The organism is Mycoplasmopsis phocirhinis (assembly GCF_004216495.1).
Taxonomy (GTDB): domain Bacteria; phylum Bacillota_I; class Bacilli_A; order Mycoplasmatales; family Metamycoplasmataceae; genus Mycoplasmopsis; species Mycoplasmopsis phocirhinis.
This window is the reverse complement of record NZ_CP034841.1, coordinates 473,800-492,270: the sequence shown is the minus strand read 5'-3', so window position 1 is coordinate 492,270 and position 18,471 is coordinate 473,800. Positions and strand designations below refer to the sequence as shown.

13 protein-coding genes and 3 tRNA genes are annotated in these 18,471 nt (G+C 27.1%); 6 read left to right on the top strand and 10 right to left on the bottom strand.

Annotated features, from left to right (window positions below; genetic code table 4):
• Positions 1-85 precede the first annotated feature (85 nt).
• The 3 genes from EG856_RS01950 to lysS form a co-directional block, all read right to left on the bottom strand.
• Positions 86-1,741, bottom strand: a complete 1,656-nt coding sequence (locus tag EG856_RS01950; RefSeq protein WP_130429454.1) for an IS1634 family transposase — start codon at positions 1,739-1,741, stop codon at positions 86-88.
• A gap of 458 nt (positions 1,742-2,199) precedes the next feature.
• Positions 2,200-3,855 carry an IS1634 family transposase gene (locus tag EG856_RS01945; RefSeq protein WP_130429453.1) on the bottom strand — a complete coding sequence of 552 codons (1,656 nt, stop codon included), beginning with the start codon at positions 3,853-3,855 and terminating at the stop codon, positions 2,200-2,202.
• Positions 3,856-4,000: 145 nt separating this feature from the next.
• Positions 4,001-5,470, bottom strand: coding sequence for a lysine--tRNA ligase (gene lysS / locus EG856_RS01940; RefSeq protein WP_130429452.1), 1,470 nt, complete (start codon positions 5,468-5,470; stop codon positions 4,001-4,003).
• A 150-nt stretch (positions 5,471-5,620) separates the two neighbouring features.
• Here lysS and EG856_RS01935 point away from each other — a divergent pair.
• A tRNA-Arg gene (locus EG856_RS01935) sits at positions 5,621-5,697 on the top strand.
• A 51-nt stretch (positions 5,698-5,748) separates the two neighbouring features.
• Here EG856_RS01935 and EG856_RS01930 read toward each other — a convergent pair.
• The 3 genes from EG856_RS01930 to EG856_RS01920 all read right to left on the bottom strand — a co-directional run bounded on the left by EG856_RS01930 (position 5,749) and on the right by EG856_RS01920 (position 6,681).
• Positions 5,749-6,468: an MAG0110 family membrane protein gene (locus tag EG856_RS01930; RefSeq protein WP_130429451.1), complete on the bottom strand. Its 720-nt coding sequence runs from the start codon at positions 6,466-6,468 to the stop codon at positions 5,749-5,751.
• 51 nt (positions 6,469-6,519) lie between these two features.
• Positions 6,520-6,594, bottom strand: a tRNA-Gln gene (locus tag EG856_RS01925).
• Between the two features lie 3 nt (positions 6,595-6,597).
• Positions 6,598-6,681 (bottom strand) — tRNA-Tyr (locus EG856_RS01920).
• A gap of 186 nt (positions 6,682-6,867) precedes the next feature.
• Between EG856_RS01920 and EG856_RS01915 the strand changes: the two genes are divergently transcribed.
• Both EG856_RS01915 and rsmG read left to right on the top strand, forming a co-directional pair.
• Positions 6,868-7,839 (top strand): ribose-phosphate pyrophosphokinase, encoded by a 972-nt coding sequence (locus tag EG856_RS01915; protein ID WP_130429450.1) that lies wholly within the window; start codon positions 6,868-6,870, stop codon positions 7,837-7,839.
• Entirely contained in the window at positions 7,839-8,483 is a 645-nt protein-coding gene (rsmG, locus tag EG856_RS01910; protein WP_232954204.1) for a 16S rRNA (guanine(527)-N(7))-methyltransferase RsmG, read from the top strand. Before EG856_RS01915 ends, rsmG begins: the two co-directional genes overlap by 1 nt.
• 33 nt (positions 8,484-8,516) lie before the next feature.
• Here the strand turns inward: rsmG and EG856_RS01905 are convergent, their stop codons facing one another.
• The 3 genes from EG856_RS01905 to EG856_RS01895 all read right to left on the bottom strand — a co-directional run bounded on the left by EG856_RS01905 (position 8,517) and on the right by EG856_RS01895 (position 12,827).
• Complete coding sequence (locus EG856_RS01905; protein WP_165381420.1) at positions 8,517-9,821, bottom strand: glycosyltransferase; 1,305 nt, start codon at positions 9,819-9,821, stop codon at positions 8,517-8,519.
• Positions 9,811-10,575, bottom strand: coding sequence for a diacylglycerol cholinephosphotransferase Mf1 (mf1, locus tag EG856_RS01900; protein ID WP_130429447.1), 765 nt, complete (start codon positions 10,573-10,575; stop codon positions 9,811-9,813). The genes EG856_RS01905 and mf1 overlap by 11 nt, the downstream gene beginning before the upstream one ends.
• 83 nt (positions 10,576-10,658) lie before the next feature.
• Positions 10,659-12,827, bottom strand: coding sequence for an ATP-dependent Clp protease ATP-binding subunit (locus tag EG856_RS01895; protein WP_130429446.1), 2,169 nt, complete (start codon positions 12,825-12,827; stop codon positions 10,659-10,661).
• A gap of 233 nt (positions 12,828-13,060) precedes the next feature.
• Here EG856_RS01895 and EG856_RS01890 point away from each other — a divergent pair, with 233 nt between their 5' ends.
• Positions 13,061-14,248 (top strand): IS3 family transposase, encoded by a 1,188-nt coding sequence (locus EG856_RS01890; RefSeq protein ID WP_130429445.1) that lies wholly within the window; start codon positions 13,061-13,063, stop codon positions 14,246-14,248.
• A gap of 66 nt (positions 14,249-14,314) precedes the next feature.
• Here the strand turns inward: EG856_RS01890 and mip are convergent, their stop codons facing one another.
• A complete protein-coding gene (mip, locus tag EG856_RS01885; protein ID WP_130429444.1) occupies positions 14,315-16,882 on the bottom strand; it encodes an Ig-specific serine endopeptidase MIP in 2,568 nt (855 codons plus the stop codon).
• A 209-nt stretch (positions 16,883-17,091) separates the two neighbouring features.
• Here mip and trmB point away from each other — a divergent pair, with 209 nt between their 5' ends.
• Together trmB and EG856_RS01875 are read left to right on the top strand one after the other, a co-directional pair.
• On the top strand, positions 17,092-17,721 hold the full coding sequence (gene trmB / locus EG856_RS01880) for a tRNA (guanosine(46)-N7)-methyltransferase TrmB (protein WP_130429443.1): 630 nt from the start codon (positions 17,092-17,094) through the stop codon (positions 17,719-17,721).
• A gap of 51 nt (positions 17,722-17,772) precedes the next feature.
• Positions 17,773-18,471, top strand: coding sequence for an SAM-dependent methyltransferase (locus tag EG856_RS01875; RefSeq protein ID WP_130429442.1), 699 nt, complete (start codon positions 17,773-17,775; stop codon positions 18,469-18,471).

Sequence of the window (18,471 nt, the reverse complement as noted above, 5' to 3'; positions counted from 1 at the left end):
ATTTATTATTCTTTTATCCCGAGTTTCCAAGTTGCAAATTAAAAAATTCCGTAAATACCTCATTTTAAGGTACTTTCGGAATTTTTTATAATTTAATTACATTGTAATTTTTGATTGATTGTTCAATTAATTCATATAACATTGTTTCCTTTTTATTATCAGTATTTTCAATGTTGTATTCGTTAATAATTTTGTTATCAATTAAAATTTGAATTTTTTCGGCATTTTTGATAGCGTCTACATAATTGGAAATTGAATAATTTTTGTCAATTTTTGTTTGTTTTTTAACATATTTATTCAAAATATTTAAACCATACTGTAATAAAACCAATGAAATAAAGCATAAAGTAATATAACCTTCAATATGATTTTCACTCCAAACATACATAGGTCTAATTTTTAAACAATTTTTTAAGTTTCTAAAGTTATTTTCAATTTGTCATTGTTTTTGATATAAATCAACAATATCTAATGGCTTAAGATCTATTCTTGAAGTTTCATACACATAATAACCATCAAATTGTTCATCTTCACTAATTTTTTCTAAATCTAATTGATAATAAGAAGTTGCTCCAATTTTTTTAAAAAATTTATGCTTTTTGGCAGCTATTAAATCTGTTTCAATTACTCTACCATTTTTTTGTTTTTTATTGAAAATTTCAATTAGTTGCATACGATCATTAAAATCTTTTGCTGCTCTTTTTTTACTATGGGTCATTATTTGTCTTCTTTTATGACCGTTGAACCGTTTGTTTTTTCACAGCGACATGAATTCTATTTCTTTATATTTAAAATCTTTGTTTACACGAATATAATCGTTTTGGTTAATTGTGTATTCTTTTCTTTGTTTTGTACTAGATTTCAAACGATAAGAGAGTATGTAATCTATGTTTAAAGATTCTAAAAAGCGTATGTTGCGGTTTGTGCTCATTCCTCTATCCGCGACAATTGTTACATTTTTTATATTATAAATATCCCGTATTTCCAATATAAAAGGTATAAAAGTGTTCATATCAGCAGTATTTCCTTTGAATATTTTGAAATGAAATGGAATTCCATTACAATCAGTAATCATTCCAATTACTATTTGATCTTCTTTAAATTTTCCGTCTTTTGAATAACCAGGATATCTCAATCCTTTTCTCGCAAAACTTTCAAAATATACTGTTGTTGAGTCATATCACAACACTTCAATATCACGGCTAGCATTTGAAGTTAATGAGTTATTTAATTGTTTTAAAATTTCATTTTTATTATTGGTTACATAATCTAAACTATTATAAAAAGTAGATTTTTTGAAGTCATTATTGAAATCATAAAGATGTTTTTGTTGATACATTTTGATCAAACTATCTTGGTTGATGATCCGTGAAGTGATTATATATTTAGCAATATCTAAAAGATTTTTTGATTTGCTTTTTTCACACAATTTGAAAGGGTTGATTTTATCACATAATTCATATAATGCTTTTATACCAAAATTTTGTTTTCGGATTTCTTTTTTAGATTGAGCTAAAACCTCCTTTACTTTTGATAATATCTTTTCTTTATTTCATTCAGTATTTCAATCAGCACACGCAACCTTAAGGGCGTTTATAGGGTCTAGATTTAAAGTTTTTAATGTTTCTAAATTACCTATTCCAATTGATTTTTTATAACCTTTTCCAAATCCAGCCGGTATTGCGACCGAGACATATGTTTTATCTTTTCTTTTTGATTGTGTTATAACCCATTTCTCCATAGTTAAATTATATCATAATTACAATGTAATTTTGTAATTTAAAAAAATTTTTTTATACTTTAGTATAAAGATGGCGAAAAACGCTAAAAAATGACCCCTAACTTGGAAACTCGGGTAATATCTTAACTCAATAAAGAATCTAAAATTTTTAAAAAATTTAATTTAAACCAAGCAAACAAAAATTTTTTTGACTAATATCGCAAAAAAAATCAATTATTTATTATGCTTGATAATTCACTAAAATGTATATTATGTCAATAATTTTATTAATTTTGATGTTTAATTTATACATTTAATATTAACTTTTTGTTCGCAATTCTCCTTATCAATACTGTGCTGTTTTTGCAATTAGAATTATATTGAAATGTAGTTGTATTGGGAATATATTTTCCCGAGTTTCCAAGTTGCAAATTAAAAAATTCCGTAAATACCTCATTTTAAGGTACTTTCGGAATTTTTTATAATTTAATTACATTGTAATTTTTGATTGATTGTTCAATTAATTCATATAACATTGTTTCCTTTTCATTATCAGTATTTTCAATGTTGTATTCGTTAATAATTTTGTTATCAATTAAAATTTGAATTTTTTCGGCATTTTTGATAGCGTCTACATAATTGGAAATTGAATAATTTTTGTCTATTTTTGTTTGTTTTTTAACATATTTATTCAAAATATTTAAACCATACTGTAATAAAACCAATGAAATAAAGCATAAAGTAATATAACCTTCAATATGATTTTCACTCCAAACATACATAGGTCTAATTTTTAAACAATTTTTTAAATTTCTAAAATTATTTTCAATTTGTCATTGTTTTTGATATAAATCAACAATATCTAATGGCTTAAGATCTATTCTTGAAGTTTCATACACATAATAACCATCAAATTGTTCATCTTCACTAATTTTTTCTAAATCTAATTGATAATAAGAAGTTGCTCCAATTTTTTTAAAAAATTTATGCTTTTTGGCAGCTATTAAATCTGTTTCAATTACTCTACCATTTTTTTGTTTTTTATTGAAAATTTCAATTAGTTGCATACGATCATTAAAATCTTTTGCTGCTCGTTTTTTACTATGGGTCATTATTTGTCTTCTTTTATGACCGTTGAACCGTTTGTTTTTTCACAGCGACATAAATTCTATTTCTTTATATTTAAAATCTTTGTTTACACGAATATAATCGTTTTGGTTAATTGTGTATTCTTTTCTTTGTTTTGTACTAGATTTCAAACGATAAGAGAGTATGTAATCTATGTTTAAAGATTCTAAAAAGCGTATGTTGCGGTTTGTGCTCATTCCTCTATCTGCGACAATTGTTACATTTTTTATATTATAAATATCCCGTATTTCCAATATAAAAGGTATAAAAGTGTTCATATCAGCAGTATTTCCTTTGAATATTTTGAAATGAAATGGAATTCCATTACAATCAGTAATCATTCCAATTACTATTTGATCTTCTTTAAATTTTCCGCCTTTTGAATAACCAGGATATCTCAATCCTTTTCTCGCAAAACTTTCAAAATATACTGTTGTTGAGTCATATCACAACACTTCAATATCACGGCTAGCATTTGAAGTTAATGAGTTATTTAATTGTTTTAAAATTTCATTTTTATTATTGGTTACATAATCTAAACTATTATAAAAAGTAGATTTTTTGAAGTCATTATTGAAATCATAAAGATGTTTTTGTTGATACATTTTGATCAAACTATCTTGGTTGATGATCCGTGAAGTGATTATATATTTGGCAATATCTAAAAGATTTTTTGATTTGCTTTTTTCACACAATTTGAAAGGGTTGATTTTATCACATAATTCATATAATGCTTTTATACCAAAATTTTGTTTTCGGATTTCTTTTTTAGATTGAGCTAAAACCTCCTTTACTTTTGATAATATCTTTTCTTTATTTCATTCAGTATTTCAATCAGCACACGCAACCTTAAGGGCGTTTATAGGGTCTAGATTTAAAGTTTTTAATGTTTCTAAATTACCTATTCCAATTGATTTTTTATAACCTTTTCCAAATCCAGCCGGTATTGCGACCGAGACATATGTTTTATCTTTTCTTTTTGATTGTGTTATAACCCATTTTTCCATAGTTAAATTATATCATAATTACAATGTAATTTTGTAATTTAAAAAAATTTTTTTATACTTTAGTATAAAGATGGCGAAAAACGCTAAAAAATGACCCTAACTTGGAAACTCGGGATAAAATAAAATAATTCCTATGAGTTAGGAATTATTTTTTAATTCTTCTTAATGTCGGAAATAACAATACATCACGAATTGAACTGGTTTCAGTAAGCAACATTACTAAACGATCTATACCAATTCCGCAACCACCGGTTGGTGGCATTGCGTATTCCAATGCTTCAATAAAGTCTCAATCTATATCACTTGCCTCATCATTACCGGCTGCTTTTTCCTCAATTTGTTTTTTGAATCTTTGCAATTGGTCAATAGGATCAGAAAGCTCAGTATACATATTTGCGTATTCTTTAGTGTTAATGAATAATTCTGCTCTTTCAGTAAATTTAGGGTCATCACTAACTGCTGAAAGTGGTGATACTTCAATTGGATGTCCATAAACAAAAGTTGGTTGTATCAACTCTTTTTCAACTAATTCCTCATAAAGAGCATTTATTATGTGTCCAACAGTGTAAAATTTAGATAATTTTACTTTAAATTTATTTGCAACTTCAATAGCCTCTTTTAGACTAATATTTCTAAAATCTTTACCGGTTTTTTCATTTACAGCATCAACCATGTTTAATCTTTTAAATGGTTGTGATAAATCAATTTCAACACCATTGTTTATAAATTTATTTTTACCTAATTTAGCACATAATTCTTTGAACAAGGTTTCAGTTCGCTCCATCATTGTTTCAACATTAGAATAAGCTTCATAAAATTCAATTGTTGTGAATTCAGGGTTATGAGTTGTGTCATAGCCTTCATTTCTGAAAATTCTACCTAATTCATATACACGATCAAAACCACCTATAACTAGTTTTTTTAATGGAATTTCAGTTGCGATTCGCAACACAAATTCTTGATTAAGCGAGTTATGGTGTGTAACAAAAGGTTTTGCTGCTGCTCCGGAAATATAATCATGCAGAAATGGTGTTTCAACGTCTAAATAACCTAATTTATTGAAATAATCTTTAATTCATTGTGTTATTTTAATTCTATTTAAAAATTTTTGTCTAGATTCATTGTTTACAATCAAATCAACATATCTTTTTCTATATCTTTCTTCAGCATCTACTAAACCGTGGTATTTTTCAGGCAATGGTTTTAGTGATTTAGATAAAATATCAATTTTGTTGGTTTTAATTACAACAGCACCGGTCATAGTTTTCATTACTTCGCCATAAACCCAAATAATATCTCCAATATCAAAAGTTTCAACTAAATCTGCATATTGTGAGTTTTCTTTTTTATTAAAATAAGACTGAATAGTACCTTGAAAGTCTTTGATTACTAAAAAAGGTCCTCTCTTTGCAATTAATCTGCCGGCAATAGATTTAAAGATTTTTTTATCATGTAATTCTTCTTTAGTGAAATTGGTAAATTCGCTTGTTAAGTCTTGGCTGTAACTTAAATCTCCTAGATTGTATGCCTTTTTATACGCGACGATGTTATTTTTTTTATATTGTTCTAATTTATTTCTTCGAACGAGTTCTTGTTCTGTAAATTTATTATTCATTTTATCTCCTGAATTAAATAATTATTAATAAATTTATTTTACTAAAATTTTCATTTTATAGATATAAAATGAGTAATGACGTGTTATTAAGATAAAAAAATATATTATTTTTTTGTTTTTTAATAAAAATATATTAGAATATTTTTACGTGGTCGCGTAGCTCAGCAGGATAGAGCACAAGCCTTCTAAGCTTGTTGTCAGAGGTTCGAATCCTCTCGTGATCGCCATTTTTTTTATTGCGTTAATAATTTTGAATAAAAAAAGTTGGCTAGCCAACTTTAATTTCTAAATAATTGATATATATAAACTACTGCATAGATAAAATCTCATGCTAATTTGTAGCCGAAATAAATACTTCACTTAACTAATTCTGAATTAGATTGTTGTTCTGGAGAAAGATTTTTGAAATTACGGTTAAATTTAATTATTATTATTCAGTCAATACCCATATAAAGTACTGTTAGTAAAAAACCTAGAGCACTAATTAATGTAAAAATTAATTGTTGCGAACTAAATCAAGAAACAAGTATTAATATAAAAAGTGTTATTAGTACAAATAAGCTAACAGGTAAAATTTTATTTAACTTTATCACATTAAAGTATGCTAGTGTTGCCATTAAAAGCATCGCGGCAGCAGGTATAAAAAATATAGCGATAAGTTTTACAATATCTTGCGATACATCGGTGAAATGGAATATATATCCGAGTGTAAAATAACCTACTAAAAACATTGAAATTGTTGCAAGTGGAGCAATAATATATGATTTCATCTTTGGTCCAATAAATAGTATTATCATCACTAAAATAAAATCAATAATAGAACCTACAATTAAAAATGGCAATGATAAAGCGTTTTGACTAATATAACTGAATGTTGTGGTAAAAGTAATTGCTCCAAGAATTGCCACAATTAAACCAATTGCAAAAGACAAAACCGAACCGGCAATAATTTTATTGTTTGTATTTATTTGTGCTTTAAAGTTATTAGTTGTATTCATAGATATTATTATAACATAATGAAAATAAAAAATCACCTTGAAGGTGATATCTGGTTGCCCCAGTTAGATTCGAACTAACGCGTGTCGGTACCAAAAACCGATGCCTTACCGCTTGGCTATGGGGCAAAATGGTGGAGGGGGAGGGATTCGAACCCCCGAACCGTGAGGAAGTGGGTTACAGCCACCCGCGTTTGGCCGCTTCGCTACCCCTCCACATTGCTGAAATAGCATATCTATTATAATATAAAATTTATATTTCAAGTTATTTTTTTAATTTTATTTTTTCGAACAAAAATTACGCAGTTTGGTCAAAAAAAACACTCGTTAACTATTAAAAAAATGATAATTCAACTTACTTTGAGAATATAATATTATTATAAATATTTAAAGAGGTGAATTATGAAATTTGAAAATGTTTTATTATTTGCGATGCCAAATACAGAATTACTTACACAAAAAATTGCTCAAAAATTAAATATGCACGTTTCTTCGGTAGAAAAAACTATTTTTGCCGATGGTGAAAGAATGTTGGTTAGCGCCGAGACTGTTCGGAGCAAAGATGTATATATTATTGCTTCTACATCAAGACCCGTTAATGATAATTATGTTGATTTATTGTTATTTATTGACTCATTAAAAAGAGCCAGTGCTAACTCAATAACTGTTGCTTTAACTTATTACGGTTATGCTCGCCAAGACCATAAAGTAAGCGGTCGTCAACCGATTGGAGCAAAATTATTTGCTGAATTAATTCAAACAGCAGGAGCTACAAAAATTATTGCTGTAGATTTACATAATCCTGCTATTCAAGGATTTTTTGATATACCTATTGATGATTTAAGAGGAGCATATCCAATTGCTAAAGCTGTTAAAAGTTTAAACGAACCTTTTACAGTGGTTTCGCCAGATCATGGTGGGACAATTAGAGCAAGAAGATTAGCTGAATTAATCAGTGATTCAATTAAAATCAGTATTATTGATAAAAGAAGAGTAGGCACTAATCAAACAGAAGTAATGGGCTTAATAGGTTCAGTTGAAAACGAAAATGTTGTCATTATAGATGATATTATTGATACAGGTGGAACTATTATTAAAGCTGTAGACACACTAAAGGCACACGGTGCTAAAAAAATAGTCGTTGCCGCTACCCACGGAATTTTTACTCGTGGTTTTGAAATTTTTCAAAACAACCCCAATGTATCTAAAGTAATTGTTACTGATTCGATTGATAATTCAGAATTAGCTGCCAAATTTGATAAATTGCATATAATTAGTTTAGATGATTTTTTAGCTGGGGTAATTTCAGCATCAATCACAGGTAATTCAGTAACTGAATTATATGAACAAATAACTGAAGAAATTTTAAAATAATGAATAGCAAAATTGAAAAATATATACATTTAGTTCATAACTTTAATCAGTATAAAAATATCACCGGTTTTAAAGATATTGATGAATTAAAAAAGCAAGGTGTTTTAGATTCAATTGCCGTAATGGAATTGGCAAGTCAAATTAATTTTGATTTTAAATCAAAAAAAATTGCCGACATTGGAGCTGGTGCTGGTTTTCCTTCACTACCTCATTTATTAAAAAATAATGACTATTTTTTAACTATTATTGAGGGAATGCAAAGTCGTTGTGAATTTTTAAATAATGTAAAAAATAGTCTTCAAATAGCAAATTTTAACATTGTTAATGAAAGAGCAGAAAATACTAAACAATATTCACAAAACTTTGATTTAGTTACAGCTCGGGCGGTTTCTAGTATCAAAAATATGTTTATGTTAAGCCATCATTTACTGAAATTGAACGGATATTTATTTTTACCAAAAGGCAAAAAATACGACGAAGAATTAAATGAATTTTTAATTAAATTTCCTAACGAAAAAGAAAATGTGAGTGTTTTAAAGTATGTAAATTCTTTAAACGAATATTCTTTTGTAGTTGTGATAAAAAAAACAAAACATAGTCCAAAAAATTGACCTTTAAGTTGAAAGCAAATTAAGGATTTTTAAATTTAATAACAAAATAAACAAGTAGATTTTAAACTACTTGTTTATTTTTTTAAAAGCACCACTAAATTTATTACGAATTTTAATAGCCATTTTTTGAAGTCTTTTTTCCCTATTTTTTGTATAGTAATTTTTAATTACATCAATGTATAGTTCAATAGTTTTATCTACTGATTGTGATCAACTGTAAGGTAATTTTGTTGCGTTTTGACCAACTAATTTTAATTGTGTTTTATTTTTGAAAATTTCAATAATTTTATTGCTAAATTCAGTAGAATTTTCGGTTGAAGTATAGCCATTAACTCCATCAATTATATTTTCACTAGCAGCTGAATTTGAAATTACTAATGAAGCTAATTTTTGTGATGCTGCTTCATGCACAACTAAACCAAAAGTGTCAAATACAGAAGGAAAAACAAATAAATCATGTGATAAATATAGACCTTTTAAGTCGTTAAAATCATATACAAGCCCTGTCCATATAATATGATCATATATTCCTAATTCGTGGGCGTATTTTTTTACTTCATCCTCTTTTCAATTGCCACCAACCATAGTTAATGAAAAATTATTATCTTTTGCTAAAATTTGTTTGAAACTATCAAGTAATAATTTAATGTTTTTTTCTCATACAAAACGTGAAACAAATAAAAGATTATTTTTATTTTTGTTTATTTTAAATTTATTTATTGCTTGTTGTGCTAAAGATTCACTATTAGTATCAAAATTAAATTTAGTTCCGTTATTAATTATTTCATGCCTTGAATTTAATAAATTAAAGCCACTACTTAACATAGATGTTTTTGAAACGTGGATTACACAATCAACAGACTTCGCAAATTGTTGAACGACTAATTCACCAATTTTTCCAATCATAGCGCTATTTGATGACTTAGCAATTGCGTCTTTAAAATTTGTGTGCATAGTAAAAACCACAGGAATATTGTATCTTTTTTTCAATTGATTAGCAATCGAACCAGCAAAAAATGGGGAATGAACATGAACTATATCAGGATTGAATTGGTCAATTTGTTTCAATTCATTTATATGTAATGGAGTACGTATAACTTCATAGCCGCCTCATTTAATTAAACTAGGTTTAATACGCATAGGTTTATAAGTTAGTTTATTGTCCTCGTCTAAATCATAATTAGTGTATGCTGGTGCCAAAATTAAAAACTCAATGTTTTTTTGTTGGAATTGTTCAATATAATTTTGCATTACTCTTATAACTCCATCCACATGTGGTAAAAACGAATCTCCTATCATTACCACTCGTAGAGGTCTTGTGTTTAAACCGATAATATCGGCCTTAGTTTTTCAAAGTGTTTTATTTTTCATTTTGATTTTTCCTTTGTCTAAATGTAAAAACATCCATATCATACATACCCAGATGTTTTGAAATTAGTTTTTTAATTGGTGTTGCTCATTTTTTGCCATAAGTTGAAATTAAAATATCTTCATAATTGGCAAACACTTTAACTTTAGTGTTTTCAAAATCTACTTCTATTAAATTGTCAAAATTGATATTTTGGTATGTTCCTGTTTTTATTTGACTTTTAAACGGTCAAGATAAAACATGATAAAGATCACCGTGTGGGTTATTAAGCAATGAGTACATTTGTTTGAAAGTTATTTTTTTAAATAACCAAGTTCAAGCGAAAAAGAATTTAACTAATTTCATTCCTCATTGTCTTTTAAAAAGATTACGATGTGTGTAATTGTGTAAATAACGGACTTTATTGGTTATAGAGGAATATTTTTTTAGTTTATGATTATCAGTTTTAACTACAACAAAAACATCAATAAATGTTGCGTCTGGATCATTTTCGCTATCGTTTGTGTATTTAGCAAATAGTAAAAAATTATTACTATTATCATTGTGTAAAAATTGTTTATTATGGTTTTTAATAAAAAAATCAAAAGTTTGAATTGGCACTACTATATCCAAATCATCATCTCATGGAATAAAACCTTTATGTCTTATTGCCCCAAGCATTGAACCGAAAAATAATGAATATTTTAAATTATTCTTCTCGCATATTTGTGTAAATTCGAGTAAAAGTTGATATGTTTTTCACTGCTTTACATTCATATTTTCTCCATAATTTATATGATACCAAATATATTAATTTAATATTTGTCTTTGATTTAAAAATGATCATCCCTTGATGATCACTATTTTATAATTATGTTGCCAGCGAAGACATCAACATTTAAATTTGAACCTGATTGAAGTTCATTTTCAATTAATTTATATGCTAAAACACTTTCGATTTTATTTTGGATAAATCTTTTAATAGGACGTGCCCCAAAATGTGAATCATAAGCAGATTTAGCAATAAATTCAATACATTTTGGAGTAAAAAGTAGATTAATTTCTTTTGCTTCGTATACTCTCGCATTTAATTTTTGCAATTCTAATTTTACGATCTCAATGACATTTTGTTCACTTAAAGAATTAAATTTAATCACTTCATCGATGCGATTTAAAAATTCAGGTGATAAAAATTTTAATAATTCAATTTTTAAGTCTTCATTTTGAATTTGTTGGTCTAAATCTTGAATGTTTGCTGCTAAATTCGAGGTCATGATCACAATTAAATTTTTTGTATTTACTACTCGACCTTTAGAATCAGTGATCGCTCCATTGTCGAGTATTTGTAAAAGAATATTTAAGACTTCTTTGTGCGCTTTTTCAATTTCATCAAATAATAATATTGTGTATGGGTTTTTTCTTATTTTTTCGGTTAAAGGTTCCCCACTATCAAAGCCAACATAACCAGGAGGAGCACCGATAATTTTTGAAACTGAATGTTTTTCCATATATTCAGACATATCTATTCTAATCATTTGTTTTTCAGAATCAAAAAGTGAAAAAGCAAGTGCTTTAGCTAATTCTGTTTTCCCTACACCGGTAGGACCTGTAAACATAAAACTTGCTAGAGGTCGATTGGGGTCATTAATGTTTGCTTTAGCTCTTAAAACTGCCTGGCTAACTAATTTTATTGCTTGATTTTGACCTTTAACCTTTTTTTGCAATTCATTTTCTAAATTTAATAATTTCGTTTTATCATTTTCTAGTAATTTTGTAACTGGAATTTTAGTTCATTTTGATACGATGGAAGCAATTTCTTCACTAGTAACTGTATCTTGAATTAGCGATGCAGATGAATCGTTAATTTGTTTTTGATACTCAATAATTTGTTTTTCCAATTCGGGAATTTCAACATATAAAACTTTTGAAGCTTTTTCAAATTCAGCATTTTTTTGATAAATTGTTAGTTGGTGTTTTAAATTTTCTAATTTAGATTTGGCTGTTGAAAGTGTTTCTAAACGTTGTTTTTCAAAATCTCATTGTTTTTGATAACTATCGATAGTTAATTTTGTTTGCTTAATTAAAGTATCTAACTCATTTAAGCGATTTTTATTTTTTTCTTTATTTATTTTGTCATTGGCAAGTGAAATTTTTTCCATTTCAAGCATTGCAAGTTTTTGTTGTGATACTTCTAATTTTTCGGGTTTAAAATTAATTTCGGTTTTAATTGTAGCAGCTGCTTCATCAATTAAATCGATAGCTTTATCTGGTAAGTAACGATCTGAAATATATCTAGAAGAAAGACGAGCAGAAGCAACTATTGCATCATCTTGAATTTTAACATTGTGAAAATTTTCAAAACGTTGCTTAATTCCACGCAAAATTGCAATTGTATCTTCTACACTAGGTTCGTTAATATCAACTTTTTGCAATCTTCGTTCTAAAGCAGCATCTTTTTCAATGTATTTACGATATTCGTCATATGTAGTGGCTCCAATTAGATGTAATTTACCTCTCGCCATCATCGGTTTTAAAATATTAGCAGCGTCCATTGAACCTTTATCATTTCGGCCAGTTCCTATCAACATATGAATTTCGTCAATAAATAAAATAATTTCGCCATCGCTTTCTTCAATTTTTTTTAGAATTTCTTTTAATCTACCTTCAAATTGACCTTGGTATGAAGCATTTGCAATAATGGAGGTTAAATCTAATTCAATTAAATCTTTACCTTTTAAATTTTCAGGAACTTGTCCTTCAACAATTTTGCGGGCTAAACCTTCAACAATTGCTGTTTTACCAACACCGGGTTCACCTACTAACAGCGGGTTATTTTTAGTTTTACGGCTCAAAATTCTTATAATACGTCGAATTTCATCATCGCGGTTTAAAACAGGGTCTAATTCATTTTTAACGGCCAGATCTGTTAAATTACGCCCGTATATTTTAAGAACATCTTCTTTTTTATTGTTTTTTTTGGGGTTTAAATTACCAAAAATGTCATCTAAATTAAAATCGTTTGGGTTCATATAACCTCCTTTAATATAAATATTTTAGCACTCTTATTGTTAGTCTGCTAAAAAAATTATATATTTTTACATATTATTAATTCATATAGCAAATTATTGAAAATAATAAAAGACAAAATAAAGGTGGACAACAAAAATTAACATTGTAAAGTGTTAATTTTTTGTACACAACCCATAGAGGGTGGGGTATACCCCACCAAAAATCAAAAAAACAAAAATTGAAAGGACTAAATATGTCAAGACATTTAAAAATGGAGGAATTCGATTTAATCTTTGAGGTTTACCAAAAACATGGAAAATCACAAGCTATAAAAACACTTTGAAATATCTCTCCAAAAACAAAATTAGTTAAGAAAAAATATCTTGCAGTAAGAATTGCTAAAATAATAAAATATTATAATTTAGGCGTGAAAGAAAAATTATTAACTAAAAAAGGCAAAGACAGAAAACCAGGTAGCGGAAGACCTAGAAAAGAACCAAATTTTGATTGAGATATTTTTGACAGAAATGATCTAATTGAAATCGCAAAAAGATATTATGAAATAACAAACCAAAAACCCAAAAAAGAGAAAAAAGAAGAAGCTAAAAATTTAAAAATCCAATTTATTAAACTAGCATTGTTTTTTAGTCTTTGTAGACAAACCATTTCTAATGCGAAAGTTAAACAAAATATAGAAAAAACAATTCCTCATTCAAAAATTATAGTTGAAGCATTTGAAGCAAATAAAGGCAGATTTGGCAGAAAAAAGCTAAGTATTTATATATTTAATCAATATAATATACACATAAATGACAGAACTTTAGGCAGATATTTAAATCAATTAAATCTTAAATGCAAGCTAAGACAAAAAAGAAAAAGAAAAGAAATTAAAAACACAAAATGTCAAATCTTAAATACCGTTCAAAGAGATTACAACGATAGCCAAAATAGAAATATTTTCGCTACAGATGTTTCATACATAAATGCTCCAAAAGATGTACGTGAAAATCACGTATATTTATCTGCTATCATCAATCACAAAAGTAAAAAAATTGTAGGTTTTAGATTAAGCAAAAATAATAATCTAGATTTTGTTTTAGATAATATTAACGATATTCAAAACGAAAATTTTGATAAATTTATCGTTCATTCGGATCATGGTTTTCAATATACAAATCAAGAATACATTAATAAAATTATAAAATTCGGCGGGACAGTTTCAATGTCTAGAGTTGGCAATTCTTTAGATAATAGAGAAATTGAATATTGATTTGGTGTGATTAAAACTGAATTATTAAATGATTTAGATTACACAAAAATTACTTTTGATGAATTAAATGATAAAATTAAGGAATATATTTTTTGATATAACAACGAAAGAATACAATCAAATTTAGGATGAAAAACGCCACAACAAATTGCTATGGCGTTCGCTAATTAAAAATGTTAATATTTTTTGTCCATGTTTAAAATAAGATTTGCTTTTAAAATTTTATCTTATTTTGTCTTATTGTTCATTATTTTTAAATTTGAATTCGTCAGGAATGTTGTTTTTTGAAGCACCATTTTGGAATAAATATGTTTTAATTCCGTTTTCATTATATTTTTTTATTAATGAATCTAAATATGATTTTTTCTGGTTTTTACCACCACCATAAATTAGGTCATATTGTTCAAGATTATATTTACCGTATGCTCCTTTATAATCATATCCCTCAGATCTAAATGCAGCTGCAAAATCGGTTCGCGCACTTGGAATAATTGAACTATGAACTGCGACTAATTCATTTTTTTGATTTCTGACACTTGAGCCAGATGAGCCGCCTATCGGGGCAAAATGTCTTAACATATATTGAAGACCTGTGTTGAAATATTTTCTGATTGTTGTTTTATCTTCGTCGTAAGTTTCATAAATTTTATTTCCACGTAGTGGGCTAACGATAAAGGCATCGTTTATACCTGGCTTATCAATAAAAGAACGATATCCAATTTGATATGATAAATAATTTCCTTTATCTAATCTTGATTTTAAGAAATTTGCTGGGCCGTCTTCATTATTATTTTCAGCATAGTAAAATCTATAATCAGAATTAACTCATAAACTTTGATAATAGTTTTTTTGTAAAAATTGGTCTTCATCCTCATATCTTCTTAAAAAGAAATCATCTCTAGAAGAAGGATAACCTAAAGCAAATAATTCATCTGTTTGTTTAGGTGTTTCACCTTCTTTTACTCTTAATTGGTAATCTATTTTGTCATAGTCTTTTAAATATGATGTTGATAAGAATTTAACTTTGTCTTCTGGTTTTCTATCAAAATAATTGTTAGTTAGAGCTCTAGCTAAATTTTCGACACTGCCACCAAAAGTATTGTCCTTGGCAATTTTATTTGAAATAACTGATAAGTCATAACCTTCATTAAAATTGAATTTACTTAAGTCTAACTCTAGAACTGCAAAATCAATCATTTCTTCAACACCTTCGTATTCGTTTTGTTGTTGTTGAGTTAAATAGTCTTTAGGACTTGTGCTTAAATAATCAGTTGCATCAAAAATTTTTGTCAATATGTTTTGTACTTGAGGACCACCAAAAACAAACTCATTAAAATGTGTATCCAAACCATTTAGTCTTAATTTAGTATTGACATTAATACTGTCATCTAAAACATTTATACTAAAGCCGCTAAAATTTTTTGAAGACATTAATTTTGCAACGTGTGAATTTGTGCCAAAATATCATTTAGTTGGGTATTTACCATCTTGGGGAATTTCATAATCCATTATTCACATTGTTCCTGTAGATCCATTGAATTTTTTACCTGAAGCTGCATCACTTTTATATTCTTGGATTTTTTGTTCATATTGCTTAATTACATCGTTAGTTGTGTATGCTTTGATTGTTTCAATTTTTTTATCAATTTCATCTTGTGCATCTTGATAACGTTTTTTAATACCGTCGACATCACGCTCATAAGCTGTTCTTAATTCGCCTGCTAATAGATTGCTTAAATATGTTTTTTCTAGATTTTCTTTTTCAACTAAGTTGTTTATATAACTCATAAATTCAGGTGTGCTTTGGTTTCAAGTTTTTAATTTTTCAATCATTTGTTCAGCTTGTTTAATTTCTCTTGCAAAATCTTCTTTAGAAGTAAAACTTATTGCCATTGTTTCTAATGCGATTTGCTTGTATTTTTCGTTTGGCAATAAACGAGCTAAACCTATTGATTGATTTGGATCTCTATCACCTAAAAAATCAATTTTTGAATATAAAGCTGGAGCATCTTTACCATGTATTGATAATGCATCTATTTCACCCTTGTCATTGAATGTTGGTAAAGTATAACCTTTATAAACACTATCCTCATACGAATTTAATTTAGCCTCTTGTGAAAGAGTATTGAATTTTTCGGCGGCTTGTTGGGTGTAATTAAGTTCAGGACGTAATTTAGTTATGTCAGTATCTTGGTATTGACGTTTTAAACCTTCAATATAATCTTTATTATCTATTTTAAATCTTTGTTCTTGGTTTGCGTTTTCATATTCTTGAAAATCATCTACTATACTCAATCTTGGATCGGCAATAATAGTACCATCATCGTTAGCGTTGAATTGATTTGATTTAAAACCAGAAATTATATAGGTGTGAATTTTAGTATTTTTTTCATCATTTTTGTCAATAAATTGAATAGAAAAATGAGCTTTTCCTGTTCGTTGTTTATCTCAATTACCACCAATATTTATTAATTTAGCATTAACTTGATTGCTAAAGTTGGGTTTAACTTTTAAATTCACATTTTGTAGAGAATTTCTTTGTACACCATCAACACTAATTTCGTCTTTAGTAACAGTTCTACCACTAATATCTTTAAATTCCACACTAAAAAGTTCATCAAATTGTTTGCTAGCTATTTTATCTAAATTTGTGCGTGTTTTAGTTTTTGAACTACTTGTATTGGTTTTAGGTTTTTCGGGAGTTTTATTTTGATCGGATTGTTTATTTTGTTGGCATGATACAACACTCAAAGGTAATATCAAACTTGCTGAAGATAAGCCAATAATTAATTTTGTTTTTTTCATTTTTCTCCTATTGTGAAGTTTAATTATTTTTGAAATATTTGTATTTATGTATAGAATAATTATATTATTGTATAACAAAAAAATATTTTGTTTTATAAACTTTTATTTTTCATTTTTTGATCAAAAATTTCACACAAATTAAAATTAATTTAACAAATAAATTTGGCATTAAAAATTTAATATTTATGTTTTTTTATTAAAATAAATTTATGAGATTAAGACACGATAAAAACGCAATCGCAAAATTAAATGAATCTGAATTTTTAATTCACGATGAACAATTTCCAATTTATATAGATGATAAATGCGTTATTGAAATTGGTATGGGCAAAGGAGAAATGTTGGTTGAATTAGCTAGGTTAAATCCAGATAAAAAATACTTTGGTTTAGAAAAATATCCTACAGTCGCTGCTAAATCTTTAAAATTGGCCCAACATTATAAATTAGATAATTTTAAAATAATTATTGCTGATGCTAATTCACTTACTGATATTTTCCAAGGCTACGCACATACTATTTGATTAACATTTAGTGACCCTTGACCCAAAGCTAGACATTTTCGACGTCGTTTGACTCATCAATATTTTTTGAATTTATATCTCCAGATCATGAATGAAAAATCAGTTTTAAAATTTAAATCTGATAATGATAGTTTATATCAGTTTTCTTTAGAATCTTTTTTACAAAATCACTGGAATATAATTGAGCACGGCACAAATCTTCACAACACTGCTTATGCTAAAGAAAATATAATGACAGGTTATGAACGAAAATGGAGCCAACAAGGCAAAAATATTAATTTTATTTTTGCTACTAAACCTATTGAATTCAATGTTTAATTCATATTTTTTTGATAAAAAATTTATATCTAATGTAAGGAGTGAAATTTAATGTCTATTAAATCTAAATTAGATCAATTTTATACTTCACCTAAAATAGTTGAACAATTTTTAGATATTATTAAAATTTTTGATTTTATTAATTCTAAAACTGTTTTTATTGAACCGTCTGCGGGTGATGGAAAGTTTATTGAATCTATTCAAAAAAGATATCAAAATAAAATTATTGCGTTTGATATTGAAAAAAACCACTCATTAGTTAAGGAACAAAATTTTTTAACATCAGATATTAAATATTCAACAAATAACATAACAATAGGAAACCCACCATTTGGCAAGCGGGCAAAATTGGCAATTGAATTTATAAATCATTCCTCAAAAAATTCAGATATTATTTGTTTTGTTTTACCTATTCAATTTAGAAGATGAAATGTACAAAAACAAATTAATCCAGAATTAAAATTAATTTATAGTAGTGAAGATTTGCCAAAAAATTCATTTTCGCTCAATAATAAACCAGTTGATGTTAATTGTTGTTTTCAAATTTGAATCAATAAAAATATTGATAAAAATAATAAATATCCTGATTTAAGAATTAAACAAGCTCCGGCCAATAAACATAAAGATTTCAAAATATTTTTATATAACAATACACTACAAGCAAAAAAATATTTTGATAAAGATAAATATCAATGAGATCCCGAGTTTCCAAGTTGCAAATTAAAAAATTCCGTAAATACCTCATTTTAA